The 21,591-nt window shown below is 65.1% G+C and carries 9 protein-coding genes; 8 read left to right on the top strand and 1 reads right to left on the bottom strand.

What is annotated here, in order from left to right:
- Nucleotides 1-86: 86 nt before the first annotated feature.
- The 8 genes from PRZ01_RS02445 to PRZ01_RS02410 all read left to right on the top strand — a co-directional run bounded on the left by PRZ01_RS02445 (nt 87) and on the right by PRZ01_RS02410 (nt 19,880).
- On the top strand, nt 87-1,748 hold the full coding sequence (locus PRZ01_RS02445; protein ID WP_273595168.1) for a ShlB/FhaC/HecB family hemolysin secretion/activation protein: 1,662 nt from the start codon (nt 87-89) through the stop codon (nt 1,746-1,748).
- 40 nt (nt 1,749-1,788) lie between these two features.
- Nucleotides 1,789-13,983: a filamentous haemagglutinin family protein gene (locus PRZ01_RS02440; RefSeq protein ID WP_273595167.1), complete on the top strand. Its 12,195-nt coding sequence runs from the start codon at nt 1,789-1,791 to the stop codon at nt 13,981-13,983.
- A 69-nt stretch (nt 13,984-14,052) separates the two neighbouring features.
- The gene (locus PRZ01_RS02435) at nt 14,053-15,750 is read left to right on the top strand and encodes a DUF2341 domain-containing protein (RefSeq protein ID WP_273595166.1); all 1,698 of its coding nucleotides are present in this window, start codon (nt 14,053-14,055) and stop codon (nt 15,748-15,750) included.
- A gap of 33 nt (nt 15,751-15,783) precedes the next feature.
- Nucleotides 15,784-16,197 (top strand): ExbD/TolR family protein, encoded by a 414-nt coding sequence (locus PRZ01_RS02430; protein WP_273595165.1) that lies wholly within the window; start codon nt 15,784-15,786, stop codon nt 16,195-16,197.
- Between the two features lie 3 nt (nt 16,198-16,200).
- Nucleotides 16,201-16,602: an ExbD/TolR family protein gene (locus PRZ01_RS02425; protein ID WP_273595164.1), complete on the top strand. Its 402-nt coding sequence runs from the start codon at nt 16,201-16,203 to the stop codon at nt 16,600-16,602.
- Nucleotides 16,599-17,330: a TonB C-terminal domain-containing protein gene (locus tag PRZ01_RS02420; protein ID WP_273595163.1), complete on the top strand. Its 732-nt coding sequence runs from the start codon at nt 16,599-16,601 to the stop codon at nt 17,328-17,330. Before PRZ01_RS02425 ends, PRZ01_RS02420 begins: the two co-directional genes overlap by 4 nt.
- A gap of 25 nt (nt 17,331-17,355) precedes the next feature.
- Nucleotides 17,356-19,170, top strand: a complete 1,815-nt coding sequence (locus tag PRZ01_RS02415) for a putative porin (protein WP_273595162.1) — start codon at nt 17,356-17,358, stop codon at nt 19,168-19,170.
- A gap of 17 nt (nt 19,171-19,187) precedes the next feature.
- Nucleotides 19,188-19,880: a hypothetical protein gene (locus PRZ01_RS02410; protein WP_273595161.1), complete on the top strand. Its 693-nt coding sequence runs from the start codon at nt 19,188-19,190 to the stop codon at nt 19,878-19,880.
- A gap of 96 nt (nt 19,881-19,976) precedes the next feature.
- Here PRZ01_RS02410 and PRZ01_RS02405 read toward each other — a convergent pair whose 3' ends face one another.
- Nucleotides 19,977-21,524: an alanine/glycine:cation symporter family protein gene (locus PRZ01_RS02405; RefSeq protein ID WP_273595160.1), complete on the bottom strand. Its 1,548-nt coding sequence runs from the start codon at nt 21,522-21,524 to the stop codon at nt 19,977-19,979.
- Nucleotides 21,525-21,591 lie beyond the last annotated feature (67 nt).

The raw sequence follows: 21,591 nt of genomic DNA, 5'->3' as shown, positions 1-21,591 counted from the left end.
CGAGGCTTTGCCTCGCCCTTGCTGGAAAGTTCTCTCTTCGGAAAGCCGAGTCTTCGGCGGGTCCGGCGATGTGTCTTGGTTTGCTCGTGTTGGGGGGGCTTCTGGCGCCTGAGGCGTCCCGGGCGCAGGCATTTTCAGCCGCTGCTGCCGCTGCTGCCGCTGCTACCGCGTTTCCCGAGGTACCACGTTTTGCCATTCTCGAATTCGAGATTGACGGCAACACCGTGCTGCCTGTGGCAGTGGTGGAGCAGACCGTCACGCCCTTCATGGGTGATGACCGCCAGATGAGCGATGTCGAGGCCGCGCGTGACGCTTTGGAAAAGCGTTATCAGCAGGCGGGCTATCTCACGGTGTTTGTTGATGTGCCCGAGCAGCGGGTGGACGGCGGCGTCGTGCGCCTGCATGTCACCGAGGGCCGTGTGGAGCGCTTGCGCGTGACGGGCGCGCGCTACTACGACCAAGGCGTGATTCGCGAACGGGTCAGCCAGATGGCGCCCGGCCAGGTGCCCGACTTCAACGAAGCAGCGCGGCAGATTAGCGAAATCACGCGCGATGAACGGCAGATCCAGCAATTGCTCAAACCCGGCCTGACGCCCGGTACCTTTGATGTGGAGTTGCGGGTGGCTGACAAGCTGCCCATGTCCGCCAGCCTGGAGATCAACAATCGGCATACGGCCGACACCGATCCTTGGCGTGCATCGCTCAATGTGCGGTATGACAACCTCTGGCAACGCGACCACAGCCTGTCGTTGACCTTGACTACGGCGCCGCGTGAAGTGCGCCAGTCCAGCGTGTTTGTGGCCAACTACAGCGCGCCCTTGGGCGGACAAGACAGCGTGCTGGGCTATGCCGTCTTGTCTGACAGTTTGGTGGCCCCCTTGGGCGCCGGCACGGTGATTGGCAAGGGCGCCACTTACGGCTTGCGCTGGGTGCGCACGGTGGGCCTTGCCGATGAGGCGCACAGCTTCAGCCTGGGGGCCGATTACAAAGACGTGCGCCAACGCCAACAGTTCGGCGGTACGGATCTCTCGACACCCGTGCGCTACCTGCCTTTTCAAGCGGGCTATACCGGCAACTGGTTTGGCACTAGCGGCCAGACTCAGCTGACCACCAGCCTGGTGTTTGCCAGCCGCAGTCTGTTTGCTCAGCAAATCGATTGCCCTGGCAATGTGGGGCAGGTGGATCAATTCCAATGCTCCCGCGATGGTGCCGATGGCAGCTTCGCCTATTGGCGTGGCGACCTGCGGGGCAATCGTTCCGTCACGCGCCTGCTGGGGCAAGACAGCGCTGACGCGGGCAGTTGGGGCGATCTGCATCTGCACTTGGGTTGGCAGCTGAGCACTCAGCCGCTGGTGTCGGGTGAGCAGATGGCCATGGGTGGCGCCGATACGGTGCGAGGTTATCTTGACGCCGAAGCCGCGGGTGATACCGCATGGCTGGGCTCGCTGGAGTGGCGCAGCCGCAATCTGCTGAGCGGTTGGGCTGCCTCCGGCGCGGCTGCGGCGGGCGCAGGCCGGCCGCGTGAGCTGAACCTGCTGGGCTTTGTCGAAGCCGGCCAGGCACGCACGTTGCAACCTTTGCCGGAACAGCAAGAGCATGTGTCGCTGGCCGGAACCGGCTTGGGCCTGCGGTTTCGCGCCGCGCCGAATATCAATGCCGATCTGGATGTGGGCTGGCCCTTGAAGACCACCCGCCTGAGCCCCAAGGGCGAACCCCGCCTTCATGTGCGCCTGAGCGCACAGATCTGACCCCGGGCGTCACCACGTCCTGTGACCCGCGAAAGCCACCATGTCTCCCAACGCCCGCACTCCGTTCAAAGCCTATCGCCGGTCTGAGGCCTCGTCAGGGGCAAGAGGTTTTGCGCCTGCCGCAACTTCTTTCGTGCCCGCATTTGCGCCCGCCGTGGCGCCGTTGGTGGTCAGCCTGCTGGCGATTTGGCCGTTGCAGTCGATGGCGCAGGTTCGCGCGGGCGTGGTGCCGCCCGCTACCACTGCCTTGCCCGCAGGCATGCGGGTGATCAACGGTAAGGCGGTGCAGTCGGTCAGCACGAACAGCGCAGGCACCGGGCGCAGCATGGTGATCGACCAAAGCACCGCTCGCACGATCTACCAGTGGAACAGCTTTGACATCGGCGCCAACAGCAGCGTGGAGTTCCGCATGCCCTCGGTGGGCAGCGCGGCGCTCAACCGGGTGGACAACACCAGCGCGCCCAGCTTGGTGTTTGGCAAGCTGTCTTCCACGGTGCCCAATCCGGCTTTTGTGACAGGCGGCAGCCAGGCCGCGCGCATCACGGGTGGCGATGTGTTCGTGCTGAATGGCAACGGCGTCTTGTTCGGACCTAACGCGCAAGTCAATGTGAGTTCTTTGGTGGCCGCCACGTTGAACGTGGACAACGATGATTTCTTGAACGGCCTGACTAAATCGATTTACAGCGGCATCCCCAGCTTTCAGCGGGACCCGAACGGCTTGGGCGTGCCGCTGGTGGGCGCCGGTTTTGTCGAGGTGTCGAAAGGCGCCTCCATCGTCACGCCGGAAGGTGGGCGGGTGTTCTTGTTCGCTGAAGAAGTGGTGAACAAGGGCCACGTCGAAACCCCCGGGGGGCAGACCGTGTTAGCTGCGGGCCAGCAGGTGTATTTGCAGGCGCCGACCGCTGAAAAGCTCTATGCCTCTGAGGTCAACCCCGCCGTGCCGGCTGTGCGTGGCCTGCTGGTTGAAGTGGGCACGGGCGTGGGCCGTGTCGATCAGCTGGGCGAGATCATCAGCAACCGGGGCAACACCACGCTGGTAGGCATGGCGGTGAATCAGCTGGGGCGCATCAGTGCCAGCACCAGTGTGAGCGAAAACGGCTCCGTCTTCTTGCTGGCGCGCGGCGGCGCGACTTCGGGGAGCAGCACGCCCATTACCAAGCGAGCCACCGTGGGCGGTGTGCTGACCTTGGGTTCGGGCAGCACTGTGGAGATCACGCCCGATGCGGGCACCGCCACCGCAACGTCGACCAGCGACCAGTTCACCGCCTCGCGCATCGAGATGAATGCCCAGAGCATCATCTTGCAAGGCGCCGCCGGCACAGACCCCGGTGCCAAGGTGACAGCACCGGGCGCGGTGGTGCGCCTGCGCGCTGAAACAACGCCGAATTACGACGGCTACTCCGGCACCAGCTTCACTGCTTTGGCACCGCCCAATCTGAGCCGCAACTACGATCCGCAAGCCCGCCTGGTGATGGGCACCGGCGCGGCCATCGACGTCTCCGGCACGAGCGACACCGTGGTGTCCGCTGCGCGCAATTTCGTCACCACCGACTTGCTGGGGGCCAATGACCTGAAAGATGCGCCCCTGCAGAAGGACGGGCCCCTGTACCGCGCGAAAGTGACGTTTGACATTCGCGCCGGTTCGCCCATCCTGGGTGACATCAGCAGCTACAAGGCCGGTATCGCCAAGACGGCGGACGAGCGCATGGCCGCCGGCGGCACGCTCTTGCTGGAAAGCACAGGTTTGGTCGCGGCCCAGTCTGGCTCATCGCTGAACGTGTCGGGCGGGCAAGTCAGCTACACCGCCGCCAAGGTGCAGCCTACCGTCTTGACGGCTCAAGACGGTAGCCCCTACACGCTCAATAACGCGCCAAGCACACTCACCTACACCGGCATCAGCAATGCCAGCTACGGGCTCTACGGGCGCTGGGGCAAGGTGCTGGGCTTTGGCGCCAGCACGCAGGGCATCGTCACGCCCGGTTATGTGGATGGGCAAGCCGCTGGCACCGTGCGTGTACTGGGCCAGCAGGTGGTGCTGGACGCCAAACTGAGCGCCAACACGGTGACGGGCAGCCGGCAATTGGCTGGGCAAGACGCCTTGCCCACCCTGGGCACCTTGCAGATCGGGCAGATGCCTTTGACCGCTGCCAGTGCCGAGGGCGCCACCACCGGTGTGGACAGCGCCATCGCGCTGCGCAACACGCTGACTGACATCGACGCCAGCTTCTGGGCCAACCCTGGGATGGACTTGAGCGCCGCGCCCTTGCGCAATGGGCGAACCGAGCTCAGCGTAGGCTTGCTCCAGGCCTCGGGCCTGGGGCGCATCGTGCTGGCAACTGACCAAGGCATTTCCAGCGATGCGGGCGCTGCGCTGAGTTTGCCGGACGCCGGTGCGCTCAATTTGTACGCACGCGGTGGGCAGGGCATTGACCTGGCGGCAGACGTGACGATGGCTGGCGGCAGCCTGACGGCGCAGACCGTGGCCAACAACCAGCGCGGCACCACGCCGGGCAACATCAAGGTGGCCACAGGCGTTACCTTGGATTTGGCGGGGCGTCTACTCAATCAAGAGCGTGATGGCTTGACGGCGCAGCGTGCCATCACCGGCGGCAGCGTGACGCTCAATTCGGGCGCAGGCTTGGTGTTGGGCCAGGCTGCCGTGGTGGATGTGTCAGGTGGCGCACGTGTGAACGCCGCAGGCGGTGTGCTGGCGGGTGATGCGGGCAGCATCGCCTTGAGCAGCAGCTTGGTGGGCGGGGTCAATCAAGTCTTTGATCCGGGTGCTGCCGGCGCCTTGCGGGCGTTTGGTCTGAGCAAGGGCGGCAGCCTGACATTGCGCACGGCTGAGATCCAGATCGACGGCACACAAGCAGCTAACACCCATGGCACCCTCACAGGCCAGTTGAATCTGGCTGCTGACTTTTTCTCGCAGGGCGGGTTTGGCAGCATCGCTTTGGACGGTCAGCGTGAATTGAGCGTCACGTCAGGCACCCAGATTGCACCGGTGCTGCATTCCTATTTGAACGCAAACCCCAGCCTGCGCCAGGGGCACACCGGGGCGGTATTGTCGCAGTTGCTGCCTGTCACCGTGCAGGATGTGAGCTTGCGCCGGCCTGTGAACCTGGCGTTGCAATCCAGCGGCGATGCGGTCAATGGTTCGGCCGGCCAGTTGACCCTGTCTGCGGGCAGTACAGTGCAGCTCGACCCGCTGGCGAATTTGGTACTCAAATCCGGTGGCACCGTGCAGGTGGATGGGCAGTTGAGCGCAGCCGGCGGCACGGTGTCGCTTGCCGCCAAGACGGGTGCGGTCAAGTTGGGCAGCACCAGCGCGATCGATGTGTCCGGGCGCTTGCTGCAAACGCCGAGTACCGATGGCTTGTTGCGCGGCAAGGTCTTGAATGGCGGCAGTGTCACCCTGACAGGATCGGCCTTGAATCTGGCGGCCGGCTCGGTGATCAGCGCCAATGGCGCGCAGGCCGTGCTGGATGGCGGCGCCACGGGTGCCGCCTTTGCGGAAGGCCGGCAGACAGTGGCCAGTGCGGCGGGCCAACTCACGGTCAATGTGGCGGTGGACAATGCGGGCGACAGCCTGCTGGCCAGCAAGTTTCAAGCGGCCGCAGGTGGCGCTGGGCAGGCCGCGGGTCAATTGACGGTGAGCACCTTCAAGGCGGACCCGACCAGCACGGGCGTGGTGGCGCATCGCTTGCTGGTGATGGCGGGCGCCGCGCAGGCGCAAGCTGTGAGCGGCGTCAAAACCGTTGCCTTGGGGCAGGAGTTGCTGGGCATGCCGGGCAGCCTGGCTGATATCAGTCTCAGCTCGCTGGACAGCCTGGTGCTGGGCGACTCGCTCAATCTGGGTGCTGCGCGTCACTTGAACTTGAACGCAGGCCTGGTCCAGCTGGACCCGGCGGCGCAGGCGATGCTGAGCGGCGCGTCGGTGACGCTGAGCAATAACAATGTGGGCTATGCCGCTTCGACGCAGGCGCAAGCCGGCTCGGGCAAGCTCACGGTGGTGGCGGCACCCACGGCCACAGCCGGCACGCTGGCTGCCAGCCAGGGCGGGGCGAGCAGCATTGATGTGGTGGGCCAGGTGCAAATCGGCGGCGCCTCGGCGGTGGCGTTGAACAGCCAGGGCGACATCCGGCTGCAAGGCGTTGCGGGTACCAACGGCAGCATCACAGGCGGCTTGAGCAGCCCCGCCGATCTCTCACTGGCGGCTTTGCAGGTCTATGGCACGACGGCCAGCCAGTTCAGCGTGGATGCGGGGGCGCACACGCTGACGATCTCGCGTCCGGCGACAGCCAGTGACGCCACGGCCATTCCAGCTGCGCCGCTTTCGGCGGGCTCGCAGCTGATCTTGAAGGCGCAAGACATTGTTCAAGGCGGTGTCTTGCGCGCGCCGTTGGGCAGCCTGAGCTTTCAGGCCACAAACAGCGTGGTGCTGACGCCCAACAGCGTGACCTCCGTGTCGGGTAACGGTTTGTTGGTGCCCTACGGCAGCACGCTGGGCGGTGCCTCCTGGTACTACGGCTCGGAGCCGAATTTGGTGGCAGGCGTGCCCGCTAAGCAGATTGATTTGGTGGCGCCGCAGGTGCAGTTGCTCAGCAATGGCACGCAGAAGGCGCAGCTGGATTTGTCTGGCGGTGGCGCGCTGCAGGCGTCTGAATTTGTGGCCGGGCCGGGGGGCTCGCAGAATGTGTTTGCTGGTGCGGCCAACGGTGCCTTTGCCATCGTGCCGGGCAGCGCGCTGTTGGCGCCGCTGGACACCCATTTGGCGCAGCAAACCGATGCCAGCGGTGCGAGCGCGTCGATCCCGGTCGGGCGGCAGTTGCGCTTGTCGCGTGATCTGCAGTTCGGCACGCAAACCCTCAAAGCGGGGCTCTACACCGTGTTGCCGGCGGCCTACGCCGTATTGCCGGGCAGTTATCTGGTCAGCCCCAACAGCGGCGCGGGCACGGTGTCGCGCAACACAGCGGTGGTGCAAGACAACGGGGCGATCGTCGCGGGTGCGCAGTTCTCCGTCGCGGGCACTGATCTGGAAGATTCACGGCCCAGTGCCTTCACCTTCACGCCAAGCGCCTTGGCGCGCAAGTCGTCTGAAATCAGAACCGTTCAGGCTGACAGTTACTTCGCAGCCCTGGCTGCGCGTGATGGCCTGAGTGCGCCCGCCGCAGCGGTGGATGCGGGGGCGTTGAACATCAGCGCCGCGCAACTGGCCTTTAAAGGCAGTATGAATTTTGGGCACGCCGACTCGGCTGGTGCGGGGGCGCTGAGCCTTGCATCTGCACGCATCGTGGTTTCAGACAACGCGGCAGCCACAACGTCTACATCAGCGACAGCAACCCAAGGCGATGCCCTGGTGTTATCAGCCGCTGATTTGAACGCCTCCGGCGCCGGCAGCCTGGTGCTGGGCGCCACGCGCAGCACCAATGCCAAGGGCTATCAACAAGCCAATGTCACGGCGCAAAGCGTGTTTGTTGATGCTGGCAGCACGCTGACCTCGCCCGACCTGGTGCTGCTGGCGCAGCAGTCGATTGCGTTGGCGCCCGGGGCCAGCTTGGCGGCCAAGGCGGGTACTGCCGGCACAGCCCTGGCGGATCTCAATGTGAGCGGCGATGGCGCATCATTGCGGCTGTCGTCCGCCGCCTCGGTGTTGACCCGGACGAATGTGCCGAGCAGCCCGCAGGCCACCCTGACGGCAGGTGCTAACAGCAGCCTGAGCGCAGGCACGAGCGGCAGCCTGAGCCTCGAAGCCACGGCGCGCACCCATATCGACAACAGCGCGACCTTGCAAGCTGGCGCGGTTTCGGTGGGGGCCGGGCGCATCGTTATTGGCGGCGCGCTACCGACGCAAGACGACGGTAGCAGCCTGCATCTGGATGCCGCTCAGGTGGCGCGTTTGGGCCAGGCCACGCAACTGACACTGCGCAGTTATAGCGACATCCATTTTGAAGATGGGGCGCAGCTGGGTGGGGCTGATGGTTCAGGCCGCACAGGCAGCAGTTTGCAAACCCTGCGCCTGGACAGCACCGCACTGAGCCTGTCCGACGGTGCCCGCGCTACAGTGAGCGCGCAAAACCTCAAGCTCAGCAACAGTACGGGGCAGCTTGCCGCGGCCTCAGCCGGCACGGGCACGCTGCTGCTGCAAGCACTCGGCGGCGATTTGCAGATCGGCCCCGGCGCGCAGCAATTGCAAGGCGTGGCCTCGTCGACCTTGCAGGCGAGCCGCGATATTGTGTTGTCCGGCAGCGGCGGTGTTTCGACCGCTGGCGATTTGACTTTGCGTGCCAGCCGCCTGATCGCCACAACGGCCGCACAACAGACCCTGAAGGCCGGCGGCAGCTTGAAGCTGGAGGCCGCAGCGGCCCCGGCCGGCAACACAAGCGCCCAAGCGGCCAATACGCCGGGGGTCGGCGCCAGCTTGACCTTGGCTGGGCAAACCGTTTTGCAAGACACGCAGGTGCTGCTGCCTGCGGGCCAGTTGCTGGTACAGGCGCAGGGCAATCTGCAGTTTGGCCCTGATTCAAACACCTCGGTCGAGGGCTACAGCCGCTTGATCGGCGACCAGACGGTGGCGGTATCTGCCGGCCGTATCGAGGCCGACAGCGCCACGGGCACACTGAACCTCGCCTCCGGGGCTAGCGTTTCAGTCTCCGGCATTGCCGGTATTGCTGGTGTCACGGGTGGCGCTGGCGGGCAATTGCTGCTGAGCGCGCCGCTTGGCGGCTTGGCGCTGGACGGGCAACTGCTGGGCGCGGGCGCGGTCTCAGGGGGCACCGGTGGGGCCAGCTTGCAGCTTGACAGCGCGCAGGCCGTGGACCTGCAGCAACTGGCGCAACACCTGGGTGCGGGCCAATTTGCGCAGATGATTTCGGTGCGCAACCGTGCCGGCAATCAAGTGGTCTCGGCCGCCACCACCCTGCAATCTGCCAAATTGGTGCTGCAAAGCGACACCGGCAAGCTCGATGTGAGTGGCAAATTGGTGGCCGGCAGCGACCGCGGCGCGGCCCTCACCCTGGCCAGTGGCAGCGACCTCAGCCTGCACGCCGGCGCCAGCTTGAGTGCGGCCAACAGCGCCGCAGCCGCCGACGGCGGTGACGTGCAATTGATGACCAGCAACGGCCGCATCATCACCGAAGCCGGTGCCTCAGTGGCCACACCCGGCGGCGCGGGCGGCCGCGATGGCACGGTTTTGCTGCGCGCACCGCGCACTGGAGTGGATGACAGCCATCTGGGCGGCACCGGCGTGGCCATTGACGCCTTGCAGGCAAGCTTTCAATCCGTCCGCGCCGTTCAGGTGGAAGCCGTTCGCGTGTACGACAACGTTCAACTGATCAGCGAAACGGGCACGCTGCCCACGGTGACGCCGACCGTTGCACCGACCGTCACCCCCACAAAAGCGCCCACCGCAGCGCCTACGGTCGCCCCGACAACGGCACCCACTTCAGCCCCCACCGGTAGCCCGACGGCCTCGCCTGGCAACACCAGCACAACCGTTGACGTGACGCCGCCCACGCCGCCCCTTGGCCCGACAGCCTATCCAACGGCTACACCAACCGCTACACCAACGGCTGCACCGACTGCGGCCCCAACCGCTGCGCCCACAACGGCGCCGACTGCAGGCCCAACGGCCTCGCCAACTGCGGCACCCACCGCGACCCCAACCGCGGCGCCAACTGCAGCACCCACGGCCACGCCGACTTCGGCGCCCACGGCTGCACCTACTGCGGCCCCTACCGCCGCCCCTACCGCCGCACCAACTGCTGCACCAACCGCCGCGCCGACCAGCGCCCCAACCCCTTCGCCGACGGCTTCGCCCGGTAACGGCACCACCACCGTCGGTGTGACCCCACCTACGCCTCCGCTCGGCCCTACGGCCTATCCGACCGCGGCGCCCACGGCTGTGCCGACTGCTGCACCAACGGCTGCGCCGACTGCTGCACCAACGGCTGCGCCGACTGCTGCACCAACGGCTGCGCCGACTGCTGCACCAACGGCTGCACCGACCGCTGCGCCCACGGCTGCGCCGACCGCGGCGCCCACGGCTGCGCCGACCGCGGCGCCCACGGCTGCGCCGACCGCTGCGCCCACGGCTGCGCCGACGGCTGCGCCGACCGCTGCGCCGACGGCTGCGCCGACCGCTGCGCCGACGGCTGCGCCGACCGCTGCGCCGACGGCTGCGCCGACCGCTGCGCCGACGGCTGCGCCGACCGCTGCGCCCACGGCTTCACCAACTGCGTCACCCGGCAACGGCACCACCACGGTGGGCGTGACACCGCCTACGCCGCCACTGGGGCCCACTGCGCGACCGACCGTCGCCGGTAGTGGCATTCAGGCTGCCAGTGCGGACCGGAAGATTGCTGCGGTTCCCACGGCTCAGCCACCGGGTGTCGCGTGGCAAGACTGGCCCAGTACGGTATCGCCCACGGCATCCCCCGGCAATGGCACCACTACGGTGGGGGTGACGCCACCTGCGCCGCCGACGGGCCCGACCGTCACCCCGACGGTGGCACCCACGGTAACGCCGACGGCGACGCCAACGATCGCCCCTACGGCGACGCCAACGGTCGCCCCCACGGCGACGCCAACGGTCGCCCCTACGGCGACGCCAACGGTCGCCCCTACGGCGACGCCGACGGTAGCCCCTACGGCGACGCCAACGGTCGCCCCCACGGTGAGGCCCACGGCCGCGCCGACGGTGGCCCCCCGGTCGCCGGTGCTCAAGCCTTCGCTGGTGGCTGCGGACAACGCTGCCTTTGTGGGCACGGGGGCCAGCAACACCAACAATCTCGCACTCACACTGGCCAACGGCGATGCGAGTCTGCTGAAGACCCTGACGGTGGCGCCGGGCGTGGAGGTGCGCTCCAGCAGCAATCTGACCCTGAGCAGCGACTGGAACCTGATGCCGACCACGGCCCGTGTGGGGGCGGCGCCAACGCTGACATTGAGGGCCGCCGGTCAATTGCTGATTGCCAACAGCTTGAGCGATGGTTTTGCCGCAGCAGCGGGGGCGACAGACAAGATGGCCATCACGGCCACTGGGGTGGCGACTGCGGGGAGCGCGGCCTCCTTCCGCTTGATTGGCGGGGCCGATTTGAGCGCGGCGGATGTGATGACAGTCCAGCAGGGCAGCAGCGCCGGGGTGACCATCGGCCGCGCGGCGACCACGACGTCTGCGGTACCGCCGGTGGTGTTCATCCGCAGCACGACGGGCAATATTTCCATCGCCGCAGCAGCGGACATTGACCTGGGCGTCGCTCTCGACACCAAGGGCAGCAAGAGCCAAGTGCGCATCTACACCACCGGTACTTCGGTGTCGGCGGCAGACACACCTGGCCTCAACCAAGTGGGAATTCCCAACGCCCAATTGCTGAAGTCCAGCACGGGCCTGGTGGGTCCATTTTTTGAGAATGCGGGCGATATCTCGCTCAGCGCCGGGCGTGATGTGCAGGGCCTGCCGTCGGCCATCTACACCAATGGCAGCAGTGCCGCCAGCGTCCAGTACGTGACCGATTGGTGGTGGCGACAGGCCAATGCCAACAATGCCGACCAAGGCGTGGCGCTGTGGGCGCGCTACGACTTGTTTGCGCAAGGCATTGCCTCCTTTGGTGGCGGCAATGTGGCGGTGAAGGCGGGGCGCGATGTGATCGATGTGGATGTCTCCACGCCGACCACAGGATATGCCGTTTCAGCCGTGGGCAATGTCGGGGCCGCCAACTACACACCGGCCCAGCAGCGCTGGACCGTTGGCGGCACCTTGGATGTGCGGGCCGGGCGTGACGTGCTGGGGGGGGTGTTCAATGCAGGCGGTGCAGCGGCCAGCCTGGTGGCGGGCGACAAGATCGCCGGCAGCAACGCGCAGGCTTTGAGTTATGCCGCGCCGCAAATCTTCTACATGGACACGGCCTGGCGCATCAACGCGGTGAACGATTTGACCGTAGGCACTTTGACGAACCCGGCCATGATGTTGTCCCCCCTGGGCAGTACGGCGCAGCGCTTGAGCATGATCTCCGGCTTGTCTGATGACTCGCAGGCGCAACTGGTCAGCGCGGCGGGAAATGTGACGGTGAGCAGCCGCCGCCCGGCGTCCTTGTCGGGCTCTGCACCCGGTGATGTCGGCGCGAACATTTCGCCGGATGAGTTGCTGATTGCCGCGCCGCAGGGCTCGGTCAGCGCTGGCATGCTGTTGCAAAATCCGGTGGGCGCCTCCAGCTTGTCGGTGCTGGCCGGCCAGCAAGTGACGCTGGACAGTTTCCAGATTGCAGCGGCTTTGCCCAGCACGAGCGCCGGGCCCAAGCCGGTGTTGCAGCCCAATCTGTCAGATCTGTTTTGGATCTACGGCGGCCAGTGGAGCCAGACCACTGCGGGCCTGGACGCCAGCGGTGGCAGCCCGGTTCGCATCGTCGCGCAGAGCGGTGATTTGACTCTGATGGGCTCCTCGTTCAGCGTTCGTCCAGTGCAATTGATCGCCGGGCAAGATTTGAGGGTGGTGGGCACGATTCAGATTCAGCACGACCAAGCTGACCAACTCAGCGTGCTGGAAGCGGGCCGTGATGTTGTTTTGGCCAATGGCTCCTCGCAGCTGCGCATCGACGGGCCGGGCGACCTGCTGGTCTCGGCGGGCCGCGACATTCAGATGAGCGGCAGCCAAGGCATCCTCACCGTTGGCAACCAGGACAACCCGCGCCTGCTACCGGCCAGCGGCGCTGCGGTGACCTTGCTGGCGGGGGTGAAGGTGGCGGACATGTCCAAGGCCGTGGACAGCCAATTCCAGCTGCTGGGCGCCGGCCTGGAGAACTTCCCGGCGGAGCTGGCGGTGCAACTGCAAGCCTTGGCGAATGGCGGCAAGTTGCTGTCTGCGGCCGATACCGCAAGCGCGGCAGCGGCATTTGCGGCCTTGCCGCTGGCCACCCGCCAGCAACAGGTGCGCAGCCTGGTGGGCGACAGCGTGTTCAGCACGGCGGTGGACGCCTATGTGAGCCGGGGCATCGCCCTGGCCGAGTCGGTGAGCACAGCTGCCACCGCTGCCACCGCCGCTGGCGCAGTGACCGGCAGTGCCCGCGACGCCGCCAATGCGCCAGTGCCCGGCTCGGAGTTGCTGGCGGGGGCCGCACGCCTGCTGCCGGCCAATGCGAGCAGCACGCAGAAGCTGGCGTCTCAGGCCGCGACTGAAAGCGATCTGCGCACCGCCCTGCAAGGCGCGGCACTCGGCGCGGCGCTGGCCGCCAAGGTGCAGAGCCTGGACGCCATCACGCGCCAAGCGCTGGTCTTGGCCATTTCGCCCTACAGCACGGCCTTGACCACCTTCGTCAACACGCATGGCGGCGGCGCGCTGGATGCAGCGGGTGCCGCGAATGCCTTCCAAGGCCTGCGCCCCGAATTGCAGGCCGTCTTCATGAGCCAAGTTCTGGCCAGTGAGTTGCGGGCGGCCGGCCGCGCTGCGCTCAGCCAGGACCGAACGGCTTATCTGCGCGGCTACCAGGCGCTGAACGTGTTGTATCCGCTCTACCCGCAGGGCACGGCGCGCGTGGGTGGCAACATCACGCTGTCCAACAGCCAGGTGAAGACGGTGCAGGGCGGCAACATCACGATCGCCGCGCCCGGCGGCACGCTGGATGTGGGTGACATTACCGGCGCCACGGCGATCAACTCGCCCGCCAACCTGGGCATCATCACGGTGGGCGGCGGCAATATCAACGCCGCCGTGCGCAACAGCGTGGAGGTCAACCAGTCGCGGGTGTTCACCCTCGCCCAGGGCGATGTGCTGCTGTGGGCCAGCCTCGGCAATCTCGACGCTGGTCGCGGCGCCAAAACCGTGGTCGGCGCCCCTGCGCCGGTCTACAGCATCAACACCAACGGGCAACTGGTGGTGGACACCTCCGGCTCGTTCAGCGGCAGCGGCATTGCGGTGCTGGACGCCAAGAGCAGCCTCGATCTGTACGCCCCGCTGGGTGAAATCAATGCGGGCGACGCCGGCATCAAAACCGCAGGTAACGCCTTCTTCGGCGCCACTCGCCTGGTGGGCGCCGACAACATCCAGGTCACCGGCAAGGTGGACGGCCTGAGCCCCAAAGTGGAGGTGTCGGCCAGCAATGTCAGCGTGCCCCTGTCGCCCTCCGCCACGGCGGCCGGCAATCAAGACATGAAGGGCCCGGGCGATGACGACGAGCGCAACAAGCGCAAGCCGCGCCGCAATCTGATTCTCGACTTCTTGGGCTTTGGCCGGAGCGATTGATCGCCCCCTCAATTGCCCATGCCGCCATTGCCACCCATCTGCTCATTTTTCAAAGACTGCACACGCACCATGCACAAGAAAATTCTCGCCGCTCTCGGCTTCGCCCTGCTCATGCCCTCGGCCCACGCCTGGTGGAATGGCGATTGGAGCCAACGCACCCGCATCACCTTGAACACCTCGGCCCAAGGCCTGGAAACCAAGGAGGCTGTCAGCAATGTGGCGGTCGCGGTGCGCCTGCACTCCGGCAACTTCGACTTTGCAGCGGCCAAGGAAGATGGCGCTGACCTGCGCGTGCTTGCCGCCGACGACAAGACGCCGCTGAAGTTCAGTATCGAGCGTTTTGACAGCGTCAACGAGCTGGCCGTGCTGTGGGTGCAGCTCCCCAGCGTGCTGCCGGGCAGCGACAAGAACCAGCTCTTCGTTTACGCCGGCAATGCCAAGGCGGCGCTTGAATCGGCCGACCCCGCGATGGGCTTTGACGCCGCCACCGTGGCCGCCTTTCACTTCAGCGACAAGGCCAACCCCGGCGCCGACCAACTGGGCCTGATCAAGCCCGAGAGCCCCGTGTCCATCGAGCCTAACGGCCTGCTCGCAGGCAGTGCGCGGCTGGACGGCAAGGCCATCGTCTACCCCCTGAGCGACAAGGGCGTGGTGGATGCCGGCAACCAGCTGAGCCTGAGTCTGTGGGTCAAGCTCAACGAGGTGGCGAGTGCCGGCCTGCTGCAATGGGGCGGGCTGAAGTTGACGGTCAAAGACGGCAAGCTGGTGGTCAATGCCGACGGCAAGTCTTCGCTGACGGGGGGCGAAATCGCACCGGCCCGCTGGACACAGCTTGGGCTGCGTCTGGGCTCAGGCAAGGTCACCTTGTTTGTGAATGGCGTGCAGGCGGCGCAGGGCGATATGGCCACGCCGACCCTGGGCAACCGCCTGGTGGTGGTTGAGGGCGCGACCGGCTTGCTGGATGAATTGCAGATTGCCAGCAGCCTGCGCAGCGCCGACTGGTTTGCGGTGAGCGCCGGTGCGCAGGGCGCTGAAAGCAAGCTGGTGGCCTCGCAGCGTGAAGACACCGCCACGGCAGATGGTGCCGGTGAAAGCCAAGGCCACATGGCGATCCTGGTGAAGAACCTGACGACGGACGCCTGGGTGGTCATCATCATCCTGGCCATCATGTTTGTGATTGCCGTATGGGTGACGGTCTCCAAGGCCTTGCTGGTTTCGCGTGCGGACCGTGGCAACCGCAGTTTTCTCAAACGCTTCCGCGATGCCGAGGGCGATCTGCTCAAGTTGGGGGATGACAAAGGCCATGGCGCCTCGCCGCTGTTTCGTCTCTACAAGGCCGGCGTGCATGAGCTGAGCAAACGCAAGATCGGGCATGAGGGCGGCCCCGCACTCAGCGCCTCGGCCATGAATGCAGTGAAGGCCTCGGTGGACGCCGACTTTGTGCGCGAGAACGCTCATCTCAACTCGAACATGGTGCTGCTGACCATCGCCATTTCCGGCGGCCCCTTCCTGGGCCTACTGGGTACGGTGGTGGGCGTGATGATCACCTTTGCCGCAATTGCCCAGGCCGGCGACGTGAACGTGAACGCCATCGCCCCTGGCATTGCCTCGGCGCTGCTGGCCACGGTGGCGGGCTTGACGGTGGCCATTCCGGCCTTGTTTGCCTACAACTATCTGGCGGCCAAGATCAAGAACGTGGCCTCAGACATGCAGATCTTCATCGACGAGTTCATCACCCGCGTGGCCGAAGTGCACGGCGCGCAGTGATGACTGTCTTGCTGAAACACAGAGGGCTGCGCCATGTCTGCTGACGTCAAGACCGAGCTGACCCCGTTCGATGACATCAACGTCACGCCGATGCTGGATCTGGCCTATGTGCTGCTGGTTGTTTTCATCATTTTGACCACGGCATCGGTGCAGGGCGTGAAGGTGCGGTCTCCTGTCACACAAGCCGCCAACAATCTGGCCAAGCCGCAGACGCGAGCGATCACGATCACGGCTGATGGTGCCGTGTACCTGGACGCTTATCCCGTCAGCATGGAGCAGCTGTCCGCCAGCCTGGCCCAGTACAAGGCGGCCAACCCCGCCTTGCCCGTGGTGCTGAAAGCGGATGCCACCGCCCAGTACGACAAGGTCATGCAGGTGCTGGAAGTGGCCAAGAAGCTGGACATCACCGAGATCGGCCTGGTCACCAAACGAGCCCAGTCTGAATAAGCTATGCAGATATCGACGGAAGCTAAACCCTACGACACCATCAACGTCACGCCCATGCTGGACCTGGCGTATGTGCTGTTGGTGGTGTTCATCTTGATGACCACGGCGTCGGTGCAGGGCTTGAGCATCACCATGCCCAAGCCCAGCAACAAGCCCAGCACCGAAAAGCATGATCTCAAAATCGTACAGATCACGCCCGAGGGCAGCCTGCTGATCAACGGCGTTGGCGTGAGCATGGCCGAGCTTGAGCAGCAACTGCTGCGTGCCAAGGCGGCGGACGCGCAGATGTCCGTGGCCATCAAGGGTGACGGGCGCAGCCAGTATGCCCATGTGGTGGCGGTGGTTGACCTGTGCAACAAGCTGCAGGTCAATATGGGCTTGGTCACGGCCAAGATCGGCACATGACTCGGAACACGAGCGGGCTGGCCGAAGACCATCTGGACGATGCACCCAGCCGGGTGTGGTGGGTGCGTGGTGCTGTCGCGTTAGCGTTTGTGGCCGTGGTCGCACTGGTGGCCTGGACGGTCAGCCACATGAAGGTGAGCGGAGCGCCCAAGCACCAAGTGGCCAAGATCAGCATCTTGCCCGACACGCCCCCGCCGCCTCCGCCACCCCCCAAGGACGAGAAAAAGCCTGAGCCGCCCAAGGATGAGCCCAAGCAGGTGATGCGCGAAGAGCAGCTCAAGCAGGCGGAGGCGCCCAAGCCCGCCAACGAACCGATCAAGATGGAAGGCGCCGCCGGCGACGGCCCAAGTGCCTTTGCCGGCGGCAGCGTGGGCCGCGAGTACAGCGGTGGCACGCCAGCCACGGGCGCGGCGGGCGGCGGGCTGGGCACCAATTCAGACCGTGCGCAAGAGCGCTTCTACGCCAACACCGTGCGCCAGATGCTGCGCGACGCGGTGGAGCGGCATTTCAAGAGCGACGCGACCCAGGCCACCGCCGAGTTCAGCATCTGGGTGGCGCGGGACGGTGGCATTGGCCGTTATGAATTGCGTCCCACCGGCGATGCGCGCTTGGACGAAGCGCTGACTGCCGCCCTGGACGAAACCACCCGCGCCCTGAAGTTGCCCGCGCCACCCCTGGCCGCTGCGCAGCCGATGAAATTCCGCCTCAACCTTCGGCCCCTGGGCTGAGTATCTCGAATCCGGTTTCACCTTCATGAACAAGCACAAAAAACATCGAGTGTCCTTGGCTGCGTTGAGCGCGGCGCTGTTGATGGCCTCCGCAGGCGCAGCCCATGCGGACGAAAAGCGCGAGCTGGAGCAACTGCGTGCCACCACCGTGGCGCTGATTGAAGCCCTGGTCAACCAGGGCCTGTTGACTCGCGAGCGGGCGGACAGCCTGCTGCGCCAGGCTCAGTCCAGCGCAGCGGCAAATGCGCCTGCCGGGGAAGGCCCGGCCGCTGGCACTTGGGGTGCGCCCATCGCTGGGGCGGCGGCCGGTGCCACGGTAGGCAGCAAGGTGATCCGCGTGCCCTATGTCAGCGAGAGCCTGCGCCAGCAGATGCGAGAAGAGATCAAGAACGACGTGCTGATCACCGCGCGGGAAGAGGGCTGGGCCGATTCACGCGCCATCCCCGAGTGGGTCAAGGGCGTCAAGGTGGAGGGCGACGTGCGGGTGCGCTGGCAGAACGAGCGCTACCCCCAACCCGGCTATGCCAATGACGCCACCACCGGCCTGCCGATTGGCGTGCCTTGCCTCAACGTCAGTGGCAATCTGCCGGCCGAATGCTACCGCAGCCAAACCAGCTCCCCCGCCTGGGCGCCGGACCTGACCAACACCACCAACGACCGCAATCGGCTGACTTTGCGTGCGCGCCTCGGTGTGACGGCCAAGGTGTCTGACGACATTGAGACCGGCTTACGCCTTTCCACCGGCAACACCAGCGGCCCGACATCTTCGTCGCAGACGCTGGGCACCTTCTTCAATAAATCCGCCGTGGTGCTGGACCGCGCCTACATCCGCTGGGAACCACACAACAACCTGCGCCTCGTGGCGGGGCGCATGGCCAATCCCTTCTACGGCAGCGATCTTTTGTGGCCAGAGGACATCGGCTTCGACGGCGTGGCCTTGCAAGGCGATTTGAATCTGGCCAATGGCGTGTTCGGCTTCGCCACGGCGGGCGTGTTCCCGCTGGAAGAATTCAACAGCGCAGCGCGCAATAAGTGGTTGTCGGGCCTGCAGGCTGGCGTGGACATGAGCCTGGGCAACAGCACGCAATTGCGCACTGCGTTTGCGGCTTACCAGTTCAATAACGTCGAAGGTCAGCGGGCTACCGACCTGCCGCTGTCATCCAGCAACCCGCGTGCGGCCACCCAAAATTACCTCAGCTCGCAATACCCGACGACGGTTCGCCTCAAGGGCAATACCTTGATCAATCTGTGCCCGCTGAGCAGCGAGAACAACGCCACCGTGGCAGCCCCTTGCACCAACGGCGGCCCGGTGTGGGGTTTGGCAGCCAAGTTCGCGCCCATCAACTGGACCACCGGCGTCGTGTTCAAACAATGGGACCCGGTGGAATTGGCCGTCAATTTCGACTGGGTGCGTAACAGCGGATTTGATCTGACTGACATCCGCAACCGCGCCGGCACCAGCGCGGTGGATGCGCTGGCCGCCAAGACCACGGGCGTGCAGCTGCGCTTCGCGTTGGGCCGCCCCAAGATGGCGAACAAGGGTGACTGGAACGTGTTTGCCGCACTGCGCCACTTTGAGCGTGATGCCTGGTTGGACGGCTTCACCGACACGACCTGGAACCTGGGCGGCACCAACTACAAGGGCTGGCAGCTGGGCGGTGCCTATGCCATCGACCGCCACAGCACTTTGGGCCTGCGTCTGACCAGCACCCGCAATCTGGACGACGGCGTACGCACGACCGTCACTTCAAGCACCGGCGTGACGGCGGTGAGCGGCGATCTGTCCAGCGCCACCTACAAGGTGGACGTGCTGCAGCTGGACTTGAACACGCGCTTCTGAGCCTGGAGAAATCGACTATGTTGAAGCTGTTGAACAAACCAGGCTGGCAGGCTGCGGCACGGCGATTGAGCGTTACGCTCTTGGCCATCGCCCTGCCGATGGGCGCGGTGGCGGAGGGTGATGCGCGTGCCAATCGCGATCGCGAACAACTGCGCCGCTCGCAAGCCGCGCTGCAGGCCGCGCAATCCAAAGCCGATGCCTTGGAGGCCGACAAGGCGGGCCTGCTGAAAGACAAGGAGGCGCAAGCCAAAGAAGCGCAAGGCCAACGTGCTCGGGCCGGTGCCCTGCAGCGCCAGTCGGAGCAGGCGACGGCAGAAGTTGCCCAATTGCGCAAGGAATTGGCCGAGGCCACCGGGCGCCAGAAGCAAGCCCAGGCAGAGGCTGAGGCGCGTGACACGCAGGCCCAGCAGCAATTGGCCGCCGCACGCCGCGAGAACCACGAGCTGCGCCAAGCCAATGTCACGTTGTCGGCCCTGCTGGAGAACAGCAGTAGGCAGCTGACGCAGGCCGAGGCGCAAAACCGTGAGCTTTACAGCCTGAGCCATCAGGCCCTGGACCGCTGGATCAACAAGACCGCCGCCGAGGCCGCCATGCAACAAGAGCCGGCGCTGGGCCTTTCCAAGGTGCGCATGCAGGACAGCTATGAAACCTTCCGCGCTCGTATCGATGCGCAGCGCCTGACCCCCACTGCGCCCCAGGGGGGGCAGTGATGCGGCGGGGATGAATTTCAACAGATCGAGTTCGTCAGACCCGTGTTCAAAGCGACCGCAGGCCGACCTTGCCTAGTTGCGGATAAGTTCTCAACGTTAGCGATAACGTTTAATTGCTCCTGAGCGAATTTTGTTCAAAAACTGCCGGTACTCAGCCTTCACCACGGGTGCCAAGATATAGACGCCAATCAGGTTAAAGATCGACATTGCAAAAATCGCCGCGTCTGAAAAGTCAATCACCCCGCCAAAGCTGATGGATGCGCCAACCACAATGAATGTGCAGAACAAGAGCTTGAATGAGGCGTCGGCCAACCGGCTTTCGCCAAACAAATAGGTCCAGCCCTTCAAGCCGTAGTAGCCCCAGCTGATCATCGTAGAAACCGCGAACACCACCACAACCAACGCCAATGGGTAGCGGAACCAGTCGGCTGTGCTGCGAAAGGCCGCTGATGTCAGCTCGATGCCGCTCAAGCCGGAGGGGTTCGGAAAGGGCCCGGCGTTCACGCCAGCAATGGTGATCACAAGGGCGGTGGCGGTGCAGATCATCACCGTGTCCACAAAGGGCTCCAACAGTGCCACCAAGCCCTCGGTGACGGGCTCCTTCGTCTGCACCGCGCTGTGGGCAATCGCGCTGGACCCCACGCCCGCCTCATTAGAAAACGTGGCGCGCTTGAGGCCTTGGATCAAGGCACCGACCAGGCCACCCGCCACGCCCTCCGCTTGAAATGCGCCGTCCCAGATCGCGCGCATTGCGCTCGGGATCTGATCGAAGTCGATCGCAATCACAAACAGCGCCATGCCGATATAGACCCCGGCCATCCAAGGCACCATGGTGGCGGTGACTTTGCCAATCTGCGGCATACCGCCCATCATCACGCCAAACACCAGCGCGGCCAAACTCACACCGGTCACCCAACCGTAGCCGTCGGGTAGACCAAAGGTATGCACAATCATCGCGTTAGCTTGATTGCCTTGGAACATATTGCCGCCGCCTAAAGCGCCCAAGATCACCATCACCGCGAAGCCGGCCGCCAGCACTTTTCCCAAACCGGGCAAGCCACGCTCGGCCAAGCCGTCTCGCAGGTAATACATCGGGCCGCCCGACACCGCGCCCGAGGGCAAAACTACCCGGTACTTCACGCCCAGCGTGCATTCGGTGAACTTGGCTGCCATGCCGAGCAACCCGCATAAAATCATCCAAAACGTGGCGCCGGGCCCTCCAATCGCCAGTGCCGCACCCACGCCCGCCATATTGCCCAGGCCCACCGTGCCAGATAGCGCTGTGGTGAGAGCCTGAAAGTGGCTCACTTCGCCAGGGGCTTTGTTGTGAGGGTCGCTATAGCGGCCGCGCACCAAATCAAGTGCTAATTTGGCACCCGTGAATTGCGGAAAGCCGAAGTAGATGGTGAAGATCAGCGCGGCTAACAAGAGCCAGCCCACGATGAGCGGGAATTGCGCGCTGCCCACTGGCACGGTGTAGAAAATCAGGTCCACAAACCAACCGAATGTGTGCTTGAAAAATTGATCCACGGCTTGGTCGAAGCCTCCCCCCGAAACTTGTGCATGAGCGATATGGGGTGTCAAAAGCGACAAGAAAAGGGCGAATAGCAAGGTGCTGCGCCCAAGTTGGCGTTGCAATGGCATGGAAGCTTCCTCATTGAATGCATCGGCTGCATCGTCAGACCTGCCGCAAAGTCCCGCCGTGCCCTGA

The sequence above is a fragment of the Roseateles koreensis genome (assembly GCF_028595305.1).
Classification (GTDB): Bacteria; Pseudomonadota; Gammaproteobacteria; order Burkholderiales; family Burkholderiaceae_C; genus Paucibacter_A; species Paucibacter_A koreensis.
The sequence above is the reverse complement of the archived record's forward strand: the minus strand, read 5'-3'. Positions and strand labels throughout refer to the sequence as shown.